We start from the raw sequence: 17,205 nt of genomic DNA, 5'->3' as shown, positions 1-17,205 counted from the left end.
CCTGAGGCTGAGCGTGGCGCGGCGCAGCAAGGTAGAATGTCGGCTCATTGTCGAGGACGCGCATGACCCATACCTGGAAACCATCAGTCACCGTGGCCGCCATCATCGAACGCGATGGCCGTTTCCTGCTGATCGAGGAGGAAACCAGCGAGGGAATCCGGATCAACCAGCCGGCCGGCCACCTCGACCCGCACGAATCGCTGGAGCAGGCGGTGGTGCGCGAGGTGCTGGAGGAGACCGCGCACGAGTTCCTGCCGGAGGCGCTGGTGGGGATGTATATGTCGCGCTACCTGTCGAAGTCGCGCGGGCGCGACGTCACCTATTTGCGCTTCACTTTCTGCGGCAAGGCCGGCAAAGAGTACGACCAGCCGCTCGACCACGGCATCCTGCGCACCTTGTGGCTGACGCGCGAGGAACTGGCCGCCTGCAGCGAGCGCCACCGCAGCCCGATCGTGCTGCAGTGCGTGGACGATTACCTGGCCGGGCGGCGCACCGCGCTGGCCCTGCTGCACACGCATGCGTCGGTGTACGACCATGCGCTTACCATCAAGACGGACGCAACATGAGCAAGAAAAGAGTCGTGATCGGGATGTCGGGCGGAGTCGACTCCTCGGTCGCGGCGTGGATGCTGAAGGAACAGGGCTATGAAGTGATCGGCCTGTTCATGAAGAATTGGGAAGACGACGACGATTCCGAATACTGCTCGTCGCGCCAGGACTGGATCGACGCGGCCAGCGTGGCCGACGTGGTGGGGGTCGACATCGAGGCGGTCAATTTCGCGGCCGAGTACAAGGACCGCGTGTTCGCCGAGTTCCTGCGCGAGTACCAAGCCGGGCGCACGCCCAATCCGGACGTGCTGTGCAACGCCGAGATCAAGTTCAAGGCCTTCCTCGACCACGCGATGAAGCTGGGCGCGGACCTGATCGCGACCGGGCATTACGCACGGGTGAGGGAAAACAACGGGCGCTTCGAGCTGCTGAAAGCGATGGATAGCACCAAGGACCAGAGCTATTTCCTGCACCGGCTGAACCAGGCGCAGTTATCGAAGTCGCTGTTCCCGCTGGGCGAGACGCCCAAGACCGAGGTGCGCAAGATCGCCGAGCGCCTGGCGCTGCCGAATGCGGCCAAGAAGGATTCGACCGGCATCTGCTTCATCGGCGAGCGGCCGTTCCGCGAGTTCCTGGGGCGCTACCTGTCGCACAAGCCGGGGCCGATGAAACTGGACGACGGCACGGTGGTGGGCGAGCACGTGGGGCTGTCGTTCTACACCCTGGGCCAGCGCAAGGGCATCGGCATCGGCGGGCTGAAGTCGCACAAGAACGCGGACGGCACCAGCGAGCCGTGGTTCGTGGCGCGCAAGGACATCGCCAACAACACGCTGTACATCGTGCAGGGGCATGACCATCCGTGGCTGCTGTCGCCGCACCTGGCGGCGGGCCAGGCCAGCTGGATCGCGGGCGAGCCGCCGGGCGCACGCAAGCTGTCGGCCAAGACGCGCTACCGCCAGGCGGACGTGGCCTGCAGCGTGCGGCCGGAGGGCATGGCGCGCTTCACGCTGGATTTCGACGAGCCGCAGTGGGCGGTGACGCCGGGGCAGTCGGCCGTGCTGTATGACGGCGATGTGTGCCTGGGCGGCGGGATCATCGACGCGGCCAGCACGGTGTGAGGCCGGCTCCGGCCAGCGCTTCGGCACTCGGTTTCAGCTAGTCTTTCATGACGTCGTCGAGCATCGAGTCCGACTGGCGGCGATGTCGCTCCTGGCGGCGCTCCAGTGGCGGCAGGGCTTGGCGCGTGGAGTGATCCACCAGCGCCAGCGCGCTGCGCAGGGTTTCCGACATGCACGCGGCCGCGGCAGCCATCGCCTCATGCGGGGGCAGCGCCAGTGGCGCCGCGAACTGCCGGATGTCGTCGCGCAGCCGGCGCGCCTGCTTCCAGCGCGTCTCGCCCGGCAGCAGGACCCACAGCGCGCGCCAGGCGTTGTAGCCCTTGCCCGCCACCTCAAGCGTCATCTGGCGCGGGGAGACGGCGCGCCCCTTGTACACGAGATTGCATCCTTGCACGAGCGCATCGAAACTCATCCCGGCACATTCCATCCTGAGCCGAGTTCCTTCCGGCAGGAACAGGGATTTCCAGCGATAACCGTTGGGCGTGGCGATCACTACGTCAGGCAATTGCCCGCGCTTACGGGCAATCCAATCGTCAATTGCTTCAGCCGCCAGGTCAGCGGGCGGGAGGCGGCTGCCGGATTCCTTAAGGAACTCCGCAAGCCGGCGCATGGCATGGGATGGTAGAAGCGGATCTCCTGACATAATTGGCTCTCCTTTTGCATTCTCGTTCGGTCGAATTTGTGCTCATTGGACCTCGTCCGTATGGATGAGTTCAAAAACGACCAGAGGAGACTGAATGGCACAGCGCAACGAGATCGCGCGAGAAGCAGTTGTGCCGTCGGCGGAAGGCCCCCGGGAGATGAGAACAGGCCGGACGCAAGCGCGGTCGGTTCCAGACCTGCATTCGTTCGATTCTCTTGATCTCTCTTGATCTCTTCTCTTCCTATTCAATCTCGCGGCTTGGGCGGAGAACGAATTCGACCCAACGAGACCCGATGAGGAAGCAAAAAAAGAACGCATGGGTGCAGGGGGCTCGGCGGATATACCGTCCCTGGACCGGGCGTGTTTGGGATAGGAAATGGGCGTGTGGGAACGGCGTCCGGCGCGTCGCTCAAACTGCGCACTGGTGCGGGCCCCTCGTTCTCAGTCTCGTTCTCAGCCTCGTTCTCAGTCTCGTTCTCAGCCTCGTTCTCAGTCTCGTTCTCAGCCTCGTTCTCAGCCTCGCTCTCAGCCTCGTTCTCAGCCTCGCTCTCAGCCTGGTTGCGGGCGCTGTTTCCTGACGATGGCGAGGACGGTATTACGGATCGTGCGCAGCACGGCATCGGCCTTGAATGGCTTGACGATGAAGCCGTGGACCCCGCGCGCCATGGCCGCCTGAATGGCCGGCGCATCCAGCGAGCCCGACACCATGAACACGATGGCCTTGGGCAGCTGCGCCCGCAACTGCTCGACAAACTGGCCGTCATCCTCGGCCTGCTCGCGCGCGACGCAGACCAGCTGCGGCTGGTGCTTGAGCGCCAGCGCCAGCCCCTGCGCGCCGGTGTGGGTCTGGGCGACGACGTCGTGGCCGCCCTCGCTCAGCACGGTATTGAGCAAGCCGCGCGAAATCGCATTCGCGTCGACGATCAGCGCCTTGAGCATTCCTGGTTCCCGTCCTTCATATCCTCACGCCTCGTAAGCCAGCATCTTCCACGTCACGCCCAGCCGCACATCGGTCTTGAGCGCCACCAGCCGGCGCGACAGGTACAGGATCTCGCGCTCGGCGCGCAGCCGTTCGCCCAGCGGCGTCTTGAGGATGCCGGCGCCGGCCATCACCGCGTCCAGGTCGCCGTAGGCATTGAGCAGGCGCGCGGCCGTCTTCATGCCGACCTTGGACACGCCGGGCACGCCATCGGTGGCGTCGCCCATCAGCGCCAGCAGGTCGTGCAGGCGCTCGGACCCGACCCCGAAGCGCTGGCGCACCCAGGCATCGTCGTGCCATTCGCCCTTGAAGTGGTCCCACACCAGTGCACCGTCGGCGATCAGCGCATGCAGGTCCTTGTCGGTGGTGGCCACCACCGCCTCGCCGCGGCCCTCCGCCAGCCAGCGCAGCACGCCGGTGCCGATCACGTCGTCGGCCTCGACCTCCGGCACGCTGAGCGCATGCACCCCGACCCGCTTGAGCGAGGCGTGGAATTCCGGCAGCGCATCGCGCAGGAAGGACGGCATCGGCGCGCGGTGCTCGCGGTAGCGCGGGTACAGCGCGTGGCGCCAGGTCGCGCCGCCATGGTCGAAGGCGGCCAGCACGTGGGTCGGCGCGTGCGCTTCCAGCAGCCGCCCGAAGGAGGCGAAGGCGTGGCGCAGCGCGATGCCGGCCTTCAGCTCCGAGTCCGGCTCGGGGCTGGCCTCGTACACGCGCCTGACGATGTTCAGGCCATCGATCGCAAGCAGCTTGCCCATGTTTGATTATCGAAGTCCGCGCGGATGACCCGCTGAGTTGCGCATTATCGCCTGCTTCGGCGCGGCCGGGAACCGCATCGGTATTGATGCGCACCGGACGCACGCGCCGCCACAGTTCGGTGTAACATTCTCGGCGGCAACTTGGCCTACCGGCCCGCTCACACAACAACGATTCTTGGAGATCCCGATGTACCGTTCCCGCAAGTTGCATCCGCGCCTGCATCCGCGCCTGCTTCCGCTCCTGCTCGCCGCCGCCTGCGCGCCGGCCCTCGCCCAGACCCAGACCCCGGCGATGGCGCCCGACATCCCGGCCAAGAAATTCGAAGTGCTGGCGCCCGGCGCCGACTACACCAGGCAGGACGTGATGATCCCGATGCGCGACGGCGTCAAGCTGCACACCGTGATCGTGATCCCGAACGGCGCCAGCCACGCGCCGATCATGCTGACCCGCACCCCGTACAACGCTTCCAAGCGCGCCGAGCGGATGGAAAGCCCGCACATCGATTCCGCGCTGGGCGACGCCGACGACGCCTTCATCGAGCACGGCTACATCCGGGTCTACCAGGACGTGCGCGGCAAGTACGGCAGCGAAGGCGACTACGTGATGACGCGCCCGCTGCGCGGCCCCCTGAACAACACCCAGGTCGACCACTCGACCGATGCGTACGACACCATCGACTGGCTGGTGAAGAACGTCAAGCAGTCGAACGGCAAGGTGGGCATGGTCGGCTCCTCCTACGAAGGCTTCACCGTGCTGATGGCACTGGTCGACCCGCACCCGGCGCTGAAGGCGGCGGTGCCGGAAAGCCCGATGGTGGATGGCTGGCGCGGCGACGACTGGTTCCACAACGGCGCCTTCCGCGAATCGAACTTCGCCTACATCACCGGCCAGAACGCGGCGCCCGGCAAGGGCGCGGAGATTGTCACCGGCATCCACGACGACTACGACGCCTTCCTGCGCGCCGGCTCGGCCGGCGACTTCGCCCACCGGTACGGCATCGACCAGCTGAACTTCACGAAGAAGGTCTTCGAACACCCGGCCTACGACGGCTACTGGCAGCACCAGGCGCTGGACAAGATCCTGGGCGCGCGCCCGTTGACGGTGCCGACCATGAACCTGGTGTCGCGCTGGGACCAGGAAGACATCTACGGCGCCTACGCGGTGTACGCCGCGCTCGAGCCGAAGGACAAGAACAACGACAGGAACTTCCTCGTGGTGGGTCCGTGGCGCCACAGCCAGGTGAATGGCGACGGCTCCAGCCTGGGCCCGTTCAAGTGGAGCGGCGACACCGCCGCCCAGTTCCGCCACGACATCATGCTGCCCTTCTTCGACCAGTACCTGATGGACGGCGCGCCGAAGGCCGACACCCCGCCGGTGTGGTCCTACCAGACCGGCCCCAACCGCTGGCACCGCCTCGACAAATGGCCGCTGGCGCCGGCCGCCACCCCGCTCTACCTGCAGGCTTCGGGCAAGCTCGGCTTCGACAAGCCGGCCGCCGGCAGCGCCTATGACGAGTACGTGTCGGACCCGGCCAAGCCGGTGCCCTTCGTGCCGCGCCCGGTGCGCATGGGCGACGGCAACGTCTGGCGCCCGTGGCTGGTGACCGACCAGCGCGCCGTGGTCGACCGCCCGGACGTGCTCAGCTGGGTGAGCGAACCGCTGAAGGCGCCGCTGCAGCTGGCCGGCCAGCCGCAGGTGAAGCTGGTGGCCTCGACCAGCGGCACGGACTCGGACTGGGTGGTCAAGCTGATCGACGTCTACCCGGACGAAGTCGCGCGCCAGCCGGAGCTGGGCGGCTACCAGCTGGCGATCGCGATGGACATCCTGCGCGGGCGCTACGTGGACGGCTTCGACAAGCCGCACGCGCTGGTGGCGAACAAGCCGACCAACTTCCAGTTCGCGCTGCCGAACGTCGACCACGTGTTCCTGCCGGGTCACCGGATCATGGTGCAGGTGCAGTCGAGCTGGTACCCGCTGTATGACCGCAACCCGCAGACCTTCGTTCCCAACATCTTCTACGCCACCCCGGCGGACTACCAGAAGGCGACCCAGCGGATCTACCACGCGCCGGGCCAGGAAAGCCGGATCGAGCTGCCGGTCGTGAAATAACCCTCCAACCGTCGTCCCGGCGCAGGCCGGGACCCATAGACAGCTTGCGTTGTCGAAACGCCAGCGCAGCATGGGTCCCGGCCTGCGCCGGGACGACGGTTTTGGGGGAAGCAGTGTTCGCCACCACACAGAGCCTTCCCGGCCGCCGCGCTATCTTGAGCCGATCATGAGCGGCTCCATCTACATCGGCATCTCCGGCTGGCGCTACGCGCCCTGGCGCGGCGTGTTCTACCCGGAAGGCCTGGCGCAACACCGCGAGCTCGAATACGCCTCGCGCCAGCTGCCCACCATCGAGATCAACGGCTCCTTCTACTCCCTGCAGCGTCCGGAAAGCTACGCCGCCTGGTACGCCGCCACCCCGCCCGGCTTCATGTTCTCGGTGAAGGGCAACCGCTACCTGACCCACATCCTGCGCCTGTCCGAACCGGAAGGCCCGGTCGCCAACGTGCTCGCCTCCGGCGTGTTCGAACTGCGCGAAAAGCTCGGCCCCTTCCTGTGGCAGTTTCCGCCCAACTTCAAGTTCGAACCGGACCGCATGGAGCGCTTCTTCCGCTGCCTGCCGCACGACACCGACGCAGCGCTGGCCAGGGCCCGCCAATACGAGCCCCGCATGGAAGGCCGCACCTCGCTCGACGCCGGCCCGAAACGCCCGCTGCGCCACGCCATCGAGGTCCGCCACGAGAGCTTTCGCGACGAGGCCTTCATCGCCCTGCTGCGTCAATACAAGATCGCGCTGGTGGTGGCCGATACCGCCGGCAAATGGCCCTATATGGAAGACGTGACCGCCGACTTCATGTACCTGCGCCTGCACGGCGACAAGGAGCTGTACGCCAGCGGCTACAGCGACGAGGCGCTGGAGCGCTGGGCCGCGCGGATTCGCGCCTGGACCGGCGGCGGCCAGCCGGACGATGCGCAAAGGGTGTCCGGCAAGGCGCCGCCGCAACGCGCCAGGCGCGACCTGTTCTGCTACTTCGACAACGACATCAAGGTGCACGCGCCTTTCGATGCAAACAAACTCATGCAAAAGCTCGGCATGCGCTAAAATAAGATGGCAGTGGTCCCGGTAGAGTTGTGTTTCTTTGGAGCGTGCAAATGAAATCCCTCAGCCTATATACCGCAGTCATCGCCGCCGCCCTCGTCGCGGGGCCCGTGCTGGCGCAGGACGACGTCCCCTTGCACAAGCAGAACGGCGTGCTGGTCGACGCCCGGGGCATGACCGTCTACACCTTCGACAAGGACAAGCGCCGCAAAAGCGCGTGCCTCGACAAATGCGCCGACAACTGGCCGCCTGTGCAGGCCAGCACGGCGGTGCTGTCGCCGCCCTTCAACACCATCAAGCGGCCGGACGGCAGCCTGCAGATCACCTACAAGGGCAAGCCGCTGTACACCTTCATCAAGGACAAGAACCCGGGCGACAAGACCGGCGACAAGCTGATGCAGGGCGCGTGGCACGTGGTCACGAACTGACCCCGAGCACCAGCCACGTCGTCCTCGCGCAGGCGAGGACCCATGCTGAGCGTGCAGTCACGCGGCCTAGCGCTCGACCCGCAGCTTGATCACGCGGTGCTTGCCCTCGGCCGGCGGCTGCGGCTCGGTCTCGCACGCCTTGCACGTGTCACACCCGCTGCCGCAGCTGGCATCCGTATCCAGCCACTTCACCATCTTCGACTGCGCCCCCGCCTTGCGCCCGCTGAGCAGATACACCAGCTTGCGCCGCCACGCGGCCGGCATGGACTTGCGCGCCACCTGCAGCGCCGCCACCAGCACGATCAGTCCGACAATCAGGTACTGGACCATGATCCTCAGCCTCCCAGTGCCAGCGCCACGCGGTAGGTGATGAACGACGCCGTGTAGGCCAGCGCGAACATATACCCCGTCATGATGAAGGACCAGCGCACGCTGCCCGTCTCGCGCCGCACCACCGACAAGGTCGACATGCACTGCGGCGCGAACACATACCACGCCAGCAGCGACAGCGCGGTGGCCAGCGACCACGAATGCGCCAGCACCGGCGCCAGCGCATTGGCGATATCCTCGCCGCCGCCGGACAGCGCGTACACGGTGCCGAGCGCGCCCACGGCCACTTCGCGCGCCGCCATGCCCGGCACCAGCGCGATGCAGATTTGCCAGCCGAAGCCGATCGGCGCGAACACCACCGACAGCGCCCGCCCCAGCATGCCCGCGATGCTGTAATAGATCGGCGGTTCGGTCGCCCCCGCCGGCGCGCCGGGGAAGCTGGACAGGAACCACACCAGCACCATCAGCGTCAGGATCACGGTGCCGACGCGGGTCAGGAAGATGCGCGCCCGCTCCCACAAGCCGAGCGCCAGGTTGTGCAGGTGCGGCCAGTGGTAGGCCGGCAGCTCCAGCATCAGCGGCTGCTGGCGGTTCGCGCCCAGCGTGCGCTTGATGAACCAGGCCACCGCCATCGCGCTGGCAACGCCCGCCACGTACAGCAGGAACAGCACCAGCCCCTGCAGGTTCATCACGCCGCCCACCACCTTGCTCGGGATGAAGGCGGCAATGATCAGGGCATACACCGGCAGGCGCGCCGAGCACGTCATCAGCGGCGCGATCATGATCGTCACCAGCCGGTCGCGCGGATTCTGGATGGTGCGCGCCGCCATGATCCCCGGGATCGCGCAGGCGAACGAGGACAACAGCGGAATGAAGGCGCGGCCGGACAGCCCGACCCCGCCCATCATGCGGTCGAGCAGGAAGGCGGCGCGCGGCAGGTAGCCGCAATCCTCCAGCACCAGGATGAAGAAGAACAGGATCAGGATCTGCGGCAGGAACTGCAGCACCGTGCCGACGCCGCCGAAGATGCCGTCCACCAGCAGGCCGCGCAACGGGCCGTCCGGCAGCAGCTGCCCGGCCCAGGTGCCGGCCGCCTCCACGCCGCTCTTGATCAGGTCCATCGGGAACTGGGCCCAGCTGAACACGGCCTGGAACACCAGGAACATGATCGCCGCCAGCAGGATCGGGCCGGCCACCGGATGCAGCACCACCGCATCGATCTGCTCGCTGAGGTTGCCGGTGTCGTTGGCGTGGCTGGTGGCGAGGTCGAGGATGCGGCGCACTTCGCGCTGGGTGTCCTCGACCGACACCGCGTCGATCGCCGACAGCGGCTGCGGCGGCGGCGCCTGCTCGAAGGGCAGGCGGTCGAGCAGCGCCAGCAGCGCCTTCTCGCCGCCGCTGTGGATCGCCACCGTCTCCACCACCGGCATGCCCAGTTCCGCTTCCAGCTTGGCGGTGTCGACCACGATGCCGCGCTTCTTCGCCACGTCCACCATGTTCAGGGCCAGCACCATCGGCAGGCCGAGGCGGCGGATCTCCAGCACCAGGCGCAGGTTCAGGCGCAGGTTGGTGGCGTTGACCACGCACACCACCGCATCCGGCGCCGCCTCGCCCGGGCGCAGGCCGGCCACCACGTCGCGCGTGATCGCTTCATCGGGAGTGTGGGCCGACAGGCTGTAGGCGCCCGGCAGGTCGAGCACGCGGAAGGCGCGCCCGGCGGGCGAGGTGAAGCTGCCTTCCTTGCGCTCGATGGTGACGCCGGCGTAGTTGGCGACCTTCTGGCGCGCGCCGGTCAGGCGGTTGAACAGGGCCGTCTTGCCGCAGTTCGGATTGCCCAGCAACGCAATCAGCGGCGCCCTGGCCGCCACTTGCTGTTCGACTGCACCCATCGCTTATTCCGCGCGGATCGACACCAGCGCCGCCTCGAAGCGGCGCAGCGCGAAGGTCGACTGGCCGACCTTGACCGCCAGCGGCCCGCCCGGCAGGCCGCGCTTCAGCATGCGGATGCGCTCGCCCGGGACGAAGCCCAGTTCCATCAGCCGGCGCGGCACGTCCAGCCCGTCCGCGTTGGCGGAAGGGGCGAGGTGGATCACGGTGGCGCTCTCCCCTGCCTTGAGGGTGTCGAGCGTGGTGAGGGTCGGTGCCAGGGTCATGATGGGTGCCACTTTCAGGACAGATGAGAACATCATAAACCTAAATGCGAATAATTTCTATTTGCGATTTGTACACGCGGCGCCGCGCTGCCTCAATTGCGCAACAAAAGGCTTGCATCGCGGCCCCGACCGGCGCAAAATAGACTGCGAATGAGAACGATTCTCATTTATTTGATGACAACAGTTCAGGAAGCCCCATGATCGTCTGCATCTGCAACAACATCTCCGACCGTGAAATCCGCGCGGCCATCGACCTGGGGATCGACTCCATGGCCGAGCTGCACCGCGAACTGGGGGTGGGCACCTGCTGCGGCAAATGCGTCAGCTATGCGCGCGAAGTCCTGCACGCCCACCTCGACAGCAAGGCCGAGTCGCGCATCACCGAGCTGCGGCGCGCGTCGAAAACCTCCGCCTGATCGGCCTCAACTGAAAAACCTTCTCTTTAGGTTCAGCGCCGCGACCTTCCGGCGCGCCCGGATGCGAGCACTTCTGGTAGAGTGGCCATAAACACTCTGACAAGAAGAGGGATTCCAATGAAGGGCGACCCCAACATCATCCGGCTGCTGAACGCGCAGCTGACCAATGAACTCACGGCCGTCAACCAGTACTTCCTGCACGCGCGGATGTACCGGCATTGGGGCCTGCCCAAGCTGGCCAAGAAGGAATACGACGAATCGATCGGCGAGATGAAGCACGCCGACCGCCTGATCGAACGGATCCTGACGCTGGATGGCCTGCCCAACCTGCAAGCCCTGCACAAGCTGCTGGTCGGCGAATCCACGCCGGAAATGCTGGAATGCGACCTCAAGCTCGAACGCGCGGCCCAGCTCACGGTCAAGGAAGGCATTGCCGCCTGCGAAGCCGGCGCCGACTACGTCTCGCGCGACCTGCTGCTGCTCATCCTCGAAGACACCGAAGAACACATCGACTGGCTCGAAACCCAGCTCGACCTGATCATCAAGGTCGGCCTGCAAAACTACCTGCAGCGCCAGATGATCGAAGAATAAAAAGGACGCCAACGCGTCCAATATACCGACCGTCGTTCCCGCGCAAGCGGGAACCCCATTTCGCGCGCGCAGCCTAGGGCTCGAACGGCACCGTATCCTTGAACGACTGCCGCTCCGACAGCTTGTCAAACAAGCGCGCCAGGTTCGGATACTCCCCGCGCCACTCGATCTCCGGAAACCGGAACAGCAGCCACCCCAGGCAGCACCCCACCGCGACATCCGCCAGCGTGTAATGGTTCCCCATGCAGAACGGCGCCTCGCCCAGGTCCTTGGCCATCACGTGCAGGCCGGCATGCACCTTGCCCATCTGGCGCTCGATCCACTTCTCGCTCTGCTGCTCGCGCGGGCGCAGGGTCCGCTCCAGCCGCACCAGCACCGCCGCATCCAGCACGCCGTCGGCCAGCGCCTCCCATACCTTGACGTCGGCGCGCTCGCGCCCGTTCGGCGGCAGCAGCTTGCACACCGGCGTCAGCGTGTCGAGGTATTCGGCGATCACGCGCGAGTCGTACATGGCGCTGCCGTCCTCCATCATCAGGCACGGCACCTTGCCAAGCGGATTGGTCTCCTGGACCCTGGTATCGGCGCCCCAGACATTGTCCAGCTCGAACGAATAATCGAGCTTTTTTTCCGCCATGACGACGCGAACCTTGCGCACATAAGGGCTGGTGACGGAACCGATGATTTTCATAGAAGGCCGGGTGAAAAGATTGGATGACAGTATAACATCGCGCCCCGCGCCGCCAAGGCGTCCCGGCAGCCCAGCGGTGCGGGCCCGGCCAAGCCCGCCGCCGCCGCCGATGGTAAAATCGACGTTTTTGCACGGACCGCCCGCCATGACCGCCAATACCCTTTCCACCCTGTCGGCCCTGTCGCCGCTGGATGGCCGCTACGCCGCCAAGACCGACAAGCTGCGCCCGATCCTGTCGGAAGCCGGCTTCATGCACCACCGCGTGAAGGTCGAGATCGCCTGGCTGCAGGCCCTGTCGCAAGCCGGCTTCGCCGAGATCAAGCCGTTCTCGCCGCAAGCGTCCGCCTTCCTCGACCAGCTGGCCGCCGGCTTCAGCGACGCCGACGCTGCCCGCATCAAGGAAATCGAAGCGGTCACCAACCACGACGTCAAGGCGGTCGAGTACTGGCTCAAGGAAAAGGTCAAGGACGTGCCGGAACTGGTCGCCGCTTCCGAGTTCATCCACTTCGCCTGCACCTCCGAGGACATCAACAACACCTCGCACGGCATGATGCTGAAGAATGCGCGCGACAACGTGCTGCTGCCTGCCCTGCAAGCGATCATCGCGAAGCTGACCGAGATCGCCCACACCAACGCCGCGCTGCCGATGCTGTCGCGCACCCACGGCCAGACCGCCAGCCCGACCACCCTGGGCAAGGAATTCGCCAACGTGGTCGCGCGCCTGCAGCGCGCCGCCCAGCGCATCGCCGGCGTCGAGATCCTCGGCAAGATGAACGGCGCGGTCGGCAACTACAACGCCCACCTGTCGGCCTACCCGGGCTTCGACTGGCCGGCTTTCAGCAAGAACGTGATCGAGCAGCGCCTCGGCCTGGTCTTCAACCCCTACACCATCCAGATCGAGCCGCACGACTACATGGCCGAGCTGTTCGACGCCGTCGCGCGCGCCAACACCATCCTGCTCGACCTGAACCGCGACATCTGGACCTACGTCTCGCTCGGCTACTTCAAGCAGAAACTGAAGGCCGGCGAAATCGGCTCGTCGACCATGCCGCACAAGGTCAACCCGATCGACTTCGAGAACTCGGAAGGCAACCTCGGCCTGGCCAACGCCACCCTGCGCCACATGGCCGACAAGCTGCCGGTCTCGCGCATGCAGCGCGACCTGACCGATTCCACCGTGCTGCGCAATATCGGCGTCGGCTTCGGCTACGCGCTGCTGGCCTGGGACAGCTGCCTGCGCGGCCTGAACAAGCTGGAAGTGAACCCGGCGCGCCTCGAGCAGGACCTGGACGCGAACTGGGAAGTGCTGGCCGAGCCGGTGCAGACCGTGATGCGCCGCTACGGCATCGCCAACCCTTACGAGCAGTTGAAGGAACTCACGCGCGGCAAGGGCATCACCCGCGAAGCCCTGCGCGAGTTCATCGGCACCCTGGCGATCCCGCAGGACGCCAAGGACCTGCTGCTGCAAATGACGCCGGCCAACTACACCGGCCTGGCCGCGCAGCTGGCCGCAGCAATCTGACGATAGCTTGCCGTCGTTCCCGCGAACGCGGGAATGACCTTGGCAAATCCAAGGTAAAAAAACCGGGACCCGTCCCGGTTTTTTTACGGCCTCCCCCGCCAGGCGCGGCCCGCCGAGGTCGTTGCTGCCGGCCATCTCATGCAGCCGCTCACGCAGCGCCGTGAACCCGGCCGACAGGCGCGACGCCCCACACCACGCCGTGCCGCCCCCGCTGCGGCAGCGAGTGCTGGAACTGCAGGTCCATGATGTCGAGCGATTCGGTGAAGGTCGGCGGCACCTGGCGCCGGCTGAAGTCGGCATAGGCCTGCAGGCTGAGGCTGCCGCCATCGGCCAGCGTGTGCAGCCAGCGCCCGGTCAGATTGGCGCCCCCGGTGCGCACCGCGCCCAGCTCCTGCTTCGAGCCGGCGATGTTGACCACGCCCGGCGCCGCCTGCTCCGCGTGGCCGCGGTAGAGATTGCCGGTGATGCTGGCGCTGTCGAGGTCGCGTTCCCTGCCGGCCCGGAAGCCGGCCTGCTGCTGGCGCCAGTTGTCGTCCACCCGGCCGCCCGAGGCCAGCTGGTCGTGGGCGCAGTCCAGGGGCTTGGCGTAGGCGCCAGCTGACCGTGGCGCTGCTGTCGCCCAGCCGCAGCGCGGCGGCGCCGCCGTTGTTGGCGGGCGCCGGGCCGGCCGCGGCCGATTGCGCGAGCCCGAGCGCCAGCATCGCGGCCAGCAAGGGCCGCTGCGGCAGGCGGACGTCGTGCATAATGCTCATCTGCATCCGGGGTGTGTAGTGCTTTTTGCCATCATTGACAAACCGCTAAATCAGAATTTTACAGTCGTCGGGACGTTTTTTAACCAAATTCCCAAGCGCGAAGATTTTTGTAAGCCCGCCAGCAAGCGATTTGGTTTGCTGCTATATTTAGTCCTAACACGTACTAATTTTTACGCATGCCACGCTATTCGCTTCCCGCCATCGTCCTGCACTGGCTCATCGCCCTGTTCATCATCGGCACTTTCATCCTCGGCCTGGTGATGACCGACATCCCGGGCCTGTCGCCCACCAAGCTGCGCTATTTCTCGTGGCACAAATGGCTCGGCGTCACCGTGCTCGGCCTGGCCGCGCTGCGCCTGCTGTGGCGCCTGGCCAAGCGCCCGCCGCCCCTGCCCGCCGGCACGCCGGGCTGGCAGCAGCAGGCCGCGCACTGGATGCACATCCTGCTCTACGTGCTGATCGTGGCGGTGCCGGTGTCCGGCTATGCCTTCACCCTCGCCGCCGGCGTGCCGGTGGTCTATTTCGGCGTGCTTCCGCTGCCGGTGTTCTTCGGCCCGGATCCGGTGCTCAAACCGGTGCTGCGCGAGGTACATTACTGGCTCGACATGTCGCTGGCGGCCCTGGTGCTGCTGCACGTGGCCGCCGCCCTGAAGCACCAGTTCATCGACCGCGACGGCCTGCTGGCCCGCATGTCGCCATTCGGATCCACCAAGGAGAAAGCATGAAACCGTTCCGCCTGCTCTTGCTCGCGCCGCTGTGCGCGGCCACGCTGGCCGCCGCCGCGCCGTACAAGGCCGACGTCGCGCACAGCAATGTCACCGCCGTGTTCAAGCAGATGAACGTGCCGGTCGAAGCCCGCTTCAAGACCTTCAGCGCCAGCCTCGACTACGACGCGGCGCACCCGGAGGCGGCCAAGGCCCAGGTCGAGGTCGACACCAGGAGCCTCGACCTCGGCGATCCGGAATACAACGGCGAAGTGGCCAAGAAAGAATGGTTCAATGCGGCCCAGTTCCCGAAAGCGACGTTCGTCTCGACCAGCATCAAGCCGGCCGGCGCCGGCAAGCTGGCCGTCAGCGGCAAGCTGACCATCAAGGGCAAGACCGCCGACGTCAGCTTCCCGGTCACCAGCAAGGCCGAGGGCGGCAAGCCGGTGTTCGAAGGCCAGCTGCCGATCCGGCGCAGCGCCTTCAATGTCGGCGAAGGCGAGTGGAAGGACACCGGCATCGTTGCCGATGAAGTGGTAATCAAGTTCCGCGTCAGCGCGGCGAAATAATCTCAACCGAAGAGGGCAGTCCAATATGAAAGTCAACAAACCCCTGATCGCTCTGGCCGCCTACGCTGTCGTCAGCGCCGCCATGGCCGCCGACACCTACACGATCGAGCCGAAGCACACCTACCCGAGCTTCGAAGCCGACCACATGGGCATCTCGGTCTGGCGCGGCAAGTTCACCAAGACCAGCGGCAACGTCGTGCTGGACCGCTCGGCCAAGTCGGGCTCGGTGGACATCGCGATCGACCCGGCCAGCATCCAGTTCGGCCTGCCGGCACTGGACGAGCACGTCAAGGGCGCCGACATGCTGGACGTGACCCAGTTCCCGACCGCCAACTACAAGGGCGCGATCGTGTTCAACGGCGACCAGCCGGCGGCCGTCGACGGCCAGCTGACCCTGCACGGCCAGACCCACCCGGTCAAGCTGACCATCAACAGCTTCAAGTGCATCGTCAACCCGATGCTCAAGCGCGAAGTGTGCGGCGCCGACGCGATCGGCGAATTCAAGCGCAGCGATTTCGGCGTTGCTTACGGCACGCCGAAGTTCTCGCCGCTGGTGAAGCTGCAGATCCAGGTCGAAGCGGTCAAGCAGTAATTCGGCCGCGCGCCTGCCCGCAAGATGGGGTTCCCGCGTGCGCGGGAACCCCATTTTTTACGGACAGAGAGAACCGTTTTCAGCGCGCCGCCCTATCCCTGTCCCCCGGCGCCGTCTCCACCCGATCCCACGCCGCCCTGCTCGCCGCCTTCGCCTGCTCCCAGCTCAGCCGCGACGGCCCGCGCACGTGTTCCCACTCATCCGCCATGTGCTGCTCGGCAAGGTCATAGCTCGGATAGCGCGCCGCGCTGTTGTAACCCAGCTCGTAGGCCGGCCCGTAATCGTCATAGGTATAGCCCGGCGTGAAATATGGTTCCGTCAGGTAAGCCCCGCGCCAGTAGTTGTCTTCGGCCACCGGATTGACCGCGCGCCCGGCCGCCTTCCCGATCGCGCCGCCCGCCACCGCACCGACCGCGGCCCCGGCCGCCATGCCGACCGGTCCGCCCACCGCGCCCAGCGCCGCGCCCGCCGCCGCGCCGCTGCCGGCGCCGACGCCCTGCGCCAGGTGGTGGTGCGACAGGTGATCTTCCGGCTTCGGATTGACCACCTCGCCCGCCCCCTTGCCGGCCAGGCCGCCGCTGATGCCGCCGACCACCGCGCCCGCCGCCGCGCCCGCCGGGCCGGCCACCGCGCCGATGCCCGCGCCCGCCAGCGCGCCCGCGCCGGCGCCCAGCGCGGTGCCGATCACATGGCTGCCGCCGGTGTCGGTCCAGGCCTGCTGGATGTGCGCCGCGTCCTCCGCCGAACGGGCGTGCACGCCCATCACGATGCCGCCCTTGCGGATGCCTTCCTCGTAATGCTTGACGCGTTCTTCCGGAATGCCGGCCCCGATCAGCGCGCCGATGATGCCGCCGGCGATACCGCCCGCGCCCGCACCGGCCAGCGCCGCTGCCAGCGGCCCGGCCACCACCACGCCCAGTCCCGGCAGGACCAGGGTCGTGCCCACCGCCGCGATGCCCGCCAGCACCGCGCCCAGCGTGCCGCCGATGCCGGCGCCGGCGGCCGCGCCCTCCGCCGCCTTGTTGCCGAGCTCGGTCTCCTGGTCCGCGAAATGGGTCTTGCGCGTCGCGTCCGACATCATCAGGTTGAGGTCGTCGCTGCCATAGCCGCGGGTGGTGATGATGCCGTAGGCGCGCTCGGCGCTCGCACGGTCCGGGAACAGCCCGGTGACCAGGTGTTTCTGCTGTGTGTCGTGATTGCTCATGTCGACTCTTCCTTTCAAAGGTGCGGCTCGCCAGCCGGTTCGTCAGTCACGATAAGACCGC

General features: G+C 66.6%; 20 protein-coding genes. 11 read left to right on the top strand and 9 right to left on the bottom strand.

Translation table 11 applies throughout. The features are described from left to right. Positions 1 to 62 precede the first annotated feature (62 nt). Together NX778_RS23175 and mnmA are read left to right on the top strand one after the other, a co-directional pair. A complete protein-coding gene (locus NX778_RS23175; protein ID WP_258814174.1) occupies positions 63 to 566 on the top strand; it encodes an NUDIX hydrolase in 504 nt (167 codons plus the stop codon). Next, the gene (gene mnmA, locus NX778_RS23170) at positions 563 to 1,666 is read left to right on the top strand and encodes a tRNA 2-thiouridine(34) synthase MnmA (RefSeq protein ID WP_258814173.1); all 1,104 of its coding nucleotides are present in this window, start codon (positions 563 to 565) and stop codon (positions 1,664 to 1,666) included. The genes NX778_RS23175 and mnmA overlap by 4 nt, the downstream gene beginning before the upstream one ends. 37 nt (positions 1,667 to 1,703) lie before the next feature. Here the strand turns inward: mnmA and NX778_RS23165 are convergent, their stop codons facing one another. From NX778_RS23165 to NX778_RS23155, 3 genes are all read right to left on the bottom strand, one after another. Then, complete coding sequence (locus NX778_RS23165; protein WP_258814172.1) at positions 1,704 to 2,078, bottom strand: hypothetical protein; 375 nt, start codon at positions 2,076 to 2,078, stop codon at positions 1,704 to 1,706. A gap of 780 nt (positions 2,079 to 2,858) precedes the next feature. Continuing rightward, positions 2,859 to 3,248 (bottom strand): response regulator, encoded by a 390-nt coding sequence (locus NX778_RS23160; RefSeq protein ID WP_258814171.1) that lies wholly within the window; start codon positions 3,246 to 3,248, stop codon positions 2,859 to 2,861. A 24-nt stretch (positions 3,249 to 3,272) separates the two neighbouring features. Beyond that, complete coding sequence (locus tag NX778_RS23155; RefSeq protein ID WP_258814170.1) at positions 3,273 to 4,046, bottom strand: 5'-3' exonuclease; 774 nt, start codon at positions 4,044 to 4,046, stop codon at positions 3,273 to 3,275. Between the two features lie 187 nt (positions 4,047 to 4,233). On the opposite strand from NX778_RS23155, the gene NX778_RS23150 reads away from it, so the two are divergent. The 3 genes from NX778_RS23150 (at position 4,234) to NX778_RS23140 (ending at position 7,623) form a co-directional block, all read left to right on the top strand. Further along, positions 4,234 to 6,156 carry a CocE/NonD family hydrolase gene (locus NX778_RS23150; protein ID WP_258814169.1) on the top strand — a complete coding sequence of 641 codons (1,923 nt, stop codon included), beginning with the start codon at positions 4,234 to 4,236 and terminating at the stop codon, positions 6,154 to 6,156. 166 nt (positions 6,157 to 6,322) lie between these two features. Continuing rightward, positions 6,323 to 7,198 carry a DUF72 domain-containing protein gene (locus tag NX778_RS23145; RefSeq protein WP_258814168.1) on the top strand — a complete coding sequence of 292 codons (876 nt, stop codon included), beginning with the start codon at positions 6,323 to 6,325 and terminating at the stop codon, positions 7,196 to 7,198. A 50-nt stretch (positions 7,199 to 7,248) separates the two neighbouring features. Then, a complete protein-coding gene (locus NX778_RS23140; protein ID WP_258814167.1) occupies positions 7,249 to 7,623 on the top strand; it encodes a COG4315 family predicted lipoprotein in 375 nt (124 codons plus the stop codon). A gap of 66 nt (positions 7,624 to 7,689) precedes the next feature. Here NX778_RS23140 and NX778_RS23135 read toward each other — a convergent pair whose 3' ends face one another. Genes NX778_RS23135 through NX778_RS23125 form a run of 3 tightly spaced genes read right to left on the bottom strand, consistent with a single transcriptional unit; the run spans position 7,690 to position 10,106 of the window. After that, a complete protein-coding gene (locus tag NX778_RS23135; RefSeq protein ID WP_258814166.1) occupies positions 7,690 to 7,953 on the bottom strand; it encodes a DUF6587 family protein in 264 nt (87 codons plus the stop codon). A 5-nt stretch (positions 7,954 to 7,958) separates the two neighbouring features. After that, a complete protein-coding gene (gene feoB / locus NX778_RS23130; RefSeq protein ID WP_258814165.1) occupies positions 7,959 to 9,842 on the bottom strand; it encodes a ferrous iron transporter B in 1,884 nt (627 codons plus the stop codon). A 3-nt stretch (positions 9,843 to 9,845) separates the two neighbouring features. Next, the gene (locus NX778_RS23125; protein WP_258814163.1) at positions 9,846 to 10,106 is read right to left on the bottom strand and encodes a FeoA family protein; all 261 of its coding nucleotides are present in this window, start codon (positions 10,104 to 10,106) and stop codon (positions 9,846 to 9,848) included. 197 nt (positions 10,107 to 10,303) lie between these two features. Between NX778_RS23125 and NX778_RS23120 the strand changes: the two genes are divergently transcribed. After that, positions 10,304 to 10,522: a (2Fe-2S)-binding protein gene (locus tag NX778_RS23120; RefSeq protein ID WP_258814162.1), complete on the top strand. Its 219-nt coding sequence runs from the start codon at positions 10,304 to 10,306 to the stop codon at positions 10,520 to 10,522. A 117-nt stretch (positions 10,523 to 10,639) separates the two neighbouring features. Then, positions 10,640 to 11,113 carry a bacterioferritin gene (bfr, locus tag NX778_RS23115; RefSeq protein WP_258814160.1) on the top strand — a complete coding sequence of 158 codons (474 nt, stop codon included), beginning with the start codon at positions 10,640 to 10,642 and terminating at the stop codon, positions 11,111 to 11,113. A 73-nt stretch (positions 11,114 to 11,186) separates the two neighbouring features. Here the strand turns inward: bfr and NX778_RS23110 are convergent, their stop codons facing one another. Next, positions 11,187 to 11,801, bottom strand: coding sequence for a glutathione S-transferase N-terminal domain-containing protein (locus NX778_RS23110; protein WP_258814159.1), 615 nt, complete (start codon positions 11,799 to 11,801; stop codon positions 11,187 to 11,189). A 145-nt stretch (positions 11,802 to 11,946) separates the two neighbouring features. Here NX778_RS23110 and purB point away from each other — a divergent pair, with 145 nt between their 5' ends. Then, positions 11,947 to 13,323, top strand: a complete 1,377-nt coding sequence (purB, locus tag NX778_RS23105; RefSeq protein WP_258814158.1) for an adenylosuccinate lyase — start codon at positions 11,947 to 11,949, stop codon at positions 13,321 to 13,323. 148 nt (positions 13,324 to 13,471) lie between these two features. Here the strand turns inward: purB and NX778_RS23100 are convergent, their stop codons facing one another. Then, the gene (locus tag NX778_RS23100) at positions 13,472 to 13,861 is read right to left on the bottom strand and encodes a hypothetical protein (protein WP_258814156.1); all 390 of its coding nucleotides are present in this window, start codon (positions 13,859 to 13,861) and stop codon (positions 13,472 to 13,474) included. 390 nt (positions 13,862 to 14,251) lie between these two features. On the opposite strand from NX778_RS23100, the gene NX778_RS23095 reads away from it, so the two are divergent. From NX778_RS23095 to NX778_RS23085, 3 genes are read left to right on the top strand one after another with little or no spacing between them, the layout of a single operon-like run. Further along, the gene (locus tag NX778_RS23095; RefSeq protein WP_258814155.1) at positions 14,252 to 14,800 is read left to right on the top strand and encodes a cytochrome b; all 549 of its coding nucleotides are present in this window, start codon (positions 14,252 to 14,254) and stop codon (positions 14,798 to 14,800) included. Further along, positions 14,797 to 15,348 carry a YceI family protein gene (locus NX778_RS23090; RefSeq protein ID WP_258814154.1) on the top strand — a complete coding sequence of 184 codons (552 nt, stop codon included), beginning with the start codon at positions 14,797 to 14,799 and terminating at the stop codon, positions 15,346 to 15,348. Before NX778_RS23095 ends, NX778_RS23090 begins: the two co-directional genes overlap by 4 nt. Before the next feature lie 25 nt (positions 15,349 to 15,373). Beyond that, positions 15,374 to 15,940 (top strand): YceI family protein, encoded by a 567-nt coding sequence (locus NX778_RS23085; RefSeq protein WP_258814153.1) that lies wholly within the window; start codon positions 15,374 to 15,376, stop codon positions 15,938 to 15,940. 79 nt (positions 15,941 to 16,019) lie between these two features. Here NX778_RS23085 and NX778_RS23080 read toward each other — a convergent pair whose 3' ends face one another. Beyond that, positions 16,020 to 17,144 (bottom strand): hypothetical protein, encoded by a 1,125-nt coding sequence (locus tag NX778_RS23080; protein ID WP_258814152.1) that lies wholly within the window; start codon positions 17,142 to 17,144, stop codon positions 16,020 to 16,022. Between the last annotated feature and the right edge of the window lie 61 nt (positions 17,145 to 17,205).

It is taken from the genome of Massilia terrae (genome assembly GCF_024753145.1).
Classification (GTDB): domain Bacteria; phylum Pseudomonadota; class Gammaproteobacteria; order Burkholderiales; family Burkholderiaceae_D; genus Telluria; species Telluria terrae.
The sequence above is the reverse complement of the archived record's forward strand: the minus strand, read 5'-3'. Positions and strand labels throughout refer to the sequence as shown.

Coding starts and splice junctions, on each gene's coding strand:
- NX778_RS23175 (WP_258814174.1), top strand. CDS start 63: ATGACCCATACCTGGAAACCATCAGTCACCGTGGCCGCCATCATCGAA.
- mnmA (WP_258814173.1), top strand. CDS start 563: ATGAGCAAGAAAAGAGTCGTGATCGGGATGTCGGGCGGAGTCGACTCC.
- NX778_RS23165 (WP_258814172.1), bottom strand. CDS start 2,078: ATGAGTTTCGATGCGCTCGTGCAAGGATGCAATCTCGTGTACAAGGGG.
- NX778_RS23160 (WP_258814171.1), bottom strand. CDS start 3,248: ATGCTCAAGGCGCTGATCGTCGACGCGAATGCGATTTCGCGCGGCTTG.
- NX778_RS23155 (WP_258814170.1), bottom strand. CDS start 4,046: ATGGGCAAGCTGCTTGCGATCGATGGCCTGAACATCGTCAGGCGCGTG.
- NX778_RS23150 (WP_258814169.1), top strand. CDS start 4,234: ATGTACCGTTCCCGCAAGTTGCATCCGCGCCTGCATCCGCGCCTGCTT.
- NX778_RS23145 (WP_258814168.1), top strand. CDS start 6,323: ATGAGCGGCTCCATCTACATCGGCATCTCCGGCTGGCGCTACGCGCCC.
- NX778_RS23140 (WP_258814167.1), top strand. CDS start 7,249: ATGAAATCCCTCAGCCTATATACCGCAGTCATCGCCGCCGCCCTCGTC.
- NX778_RS23135 (WP_258814166.1), bottom strand. CDS start 7,953: ATGGTCCAGTACCTGATTGTCGGACTGATCGTGCTGGTGGCGGCGCTG.
- feoB (WP_258814165.1), bottom strand. CDS start 9,842: ATGGGTGCAGTCGAACAGCAAGTGGCGGCCAGGGCGCCGCTGATTGCG.
- NX778_RS23125 (WP_258814163.1), bottom strand. CDS start 10,106: ATGACCCTGGCACCGACCCTCACCACGCTCGACACCCTCAAGGCAGGG.
- NX778_RS23120 (WP_258814162.1), top strand. CDS start 10,304: ATGATCGTCTGCATCTGCAACAACATCTCCGACCGTGAAATCCGCGCG.
- bfr (WP_258814160.1), top strand. CDS start 10,640: ATGAAGGGCGACCCCAACATCATCCGGCTGCTGAACGCGCAGCTGACC.
- NX778_RS23110 (WP_258814159.1), bottom strand. CDS start 11,801: ATGAAAATCATCGGTTCCGTCACCAGCCCTTATGTGCGCAAGGTTCGC.
- purB (WP_258814158.1), top strand. CDS start 11,947: ATGACCGCCAATACCCTTTCCACCCTGTCGGCCCTGTCGCCGCTGGAT.
- NX778_RS23095 (WP_258814155.1), top strand. CDS start 14,252: ATGCCACGCTATTCGCTTCCCGCCATCGTCCTGCACTGGCTCATCGCC.
- NX778_RS23090 (WP_258814154.1), top strand. CDS start 14,797: ATGAAACCGTTCCGCCTGCTCTTGCTCGCGCCGCTGTGCGCGGCCACG.
- NX778_RS23085 (WP_258814153.1), top strand. CDS start 15,374: ATGAAAGTCAACAAACCCCTGATCGCTCTGGCCGCCTACGCTGTCGTC.
- NX778_RS23080 (WP_258814152.1), bottom strand. CDS start 17,144: ATGAGCAATCACGACACACAGCAGAAACACCTGGTCACCGGGCTGTTC.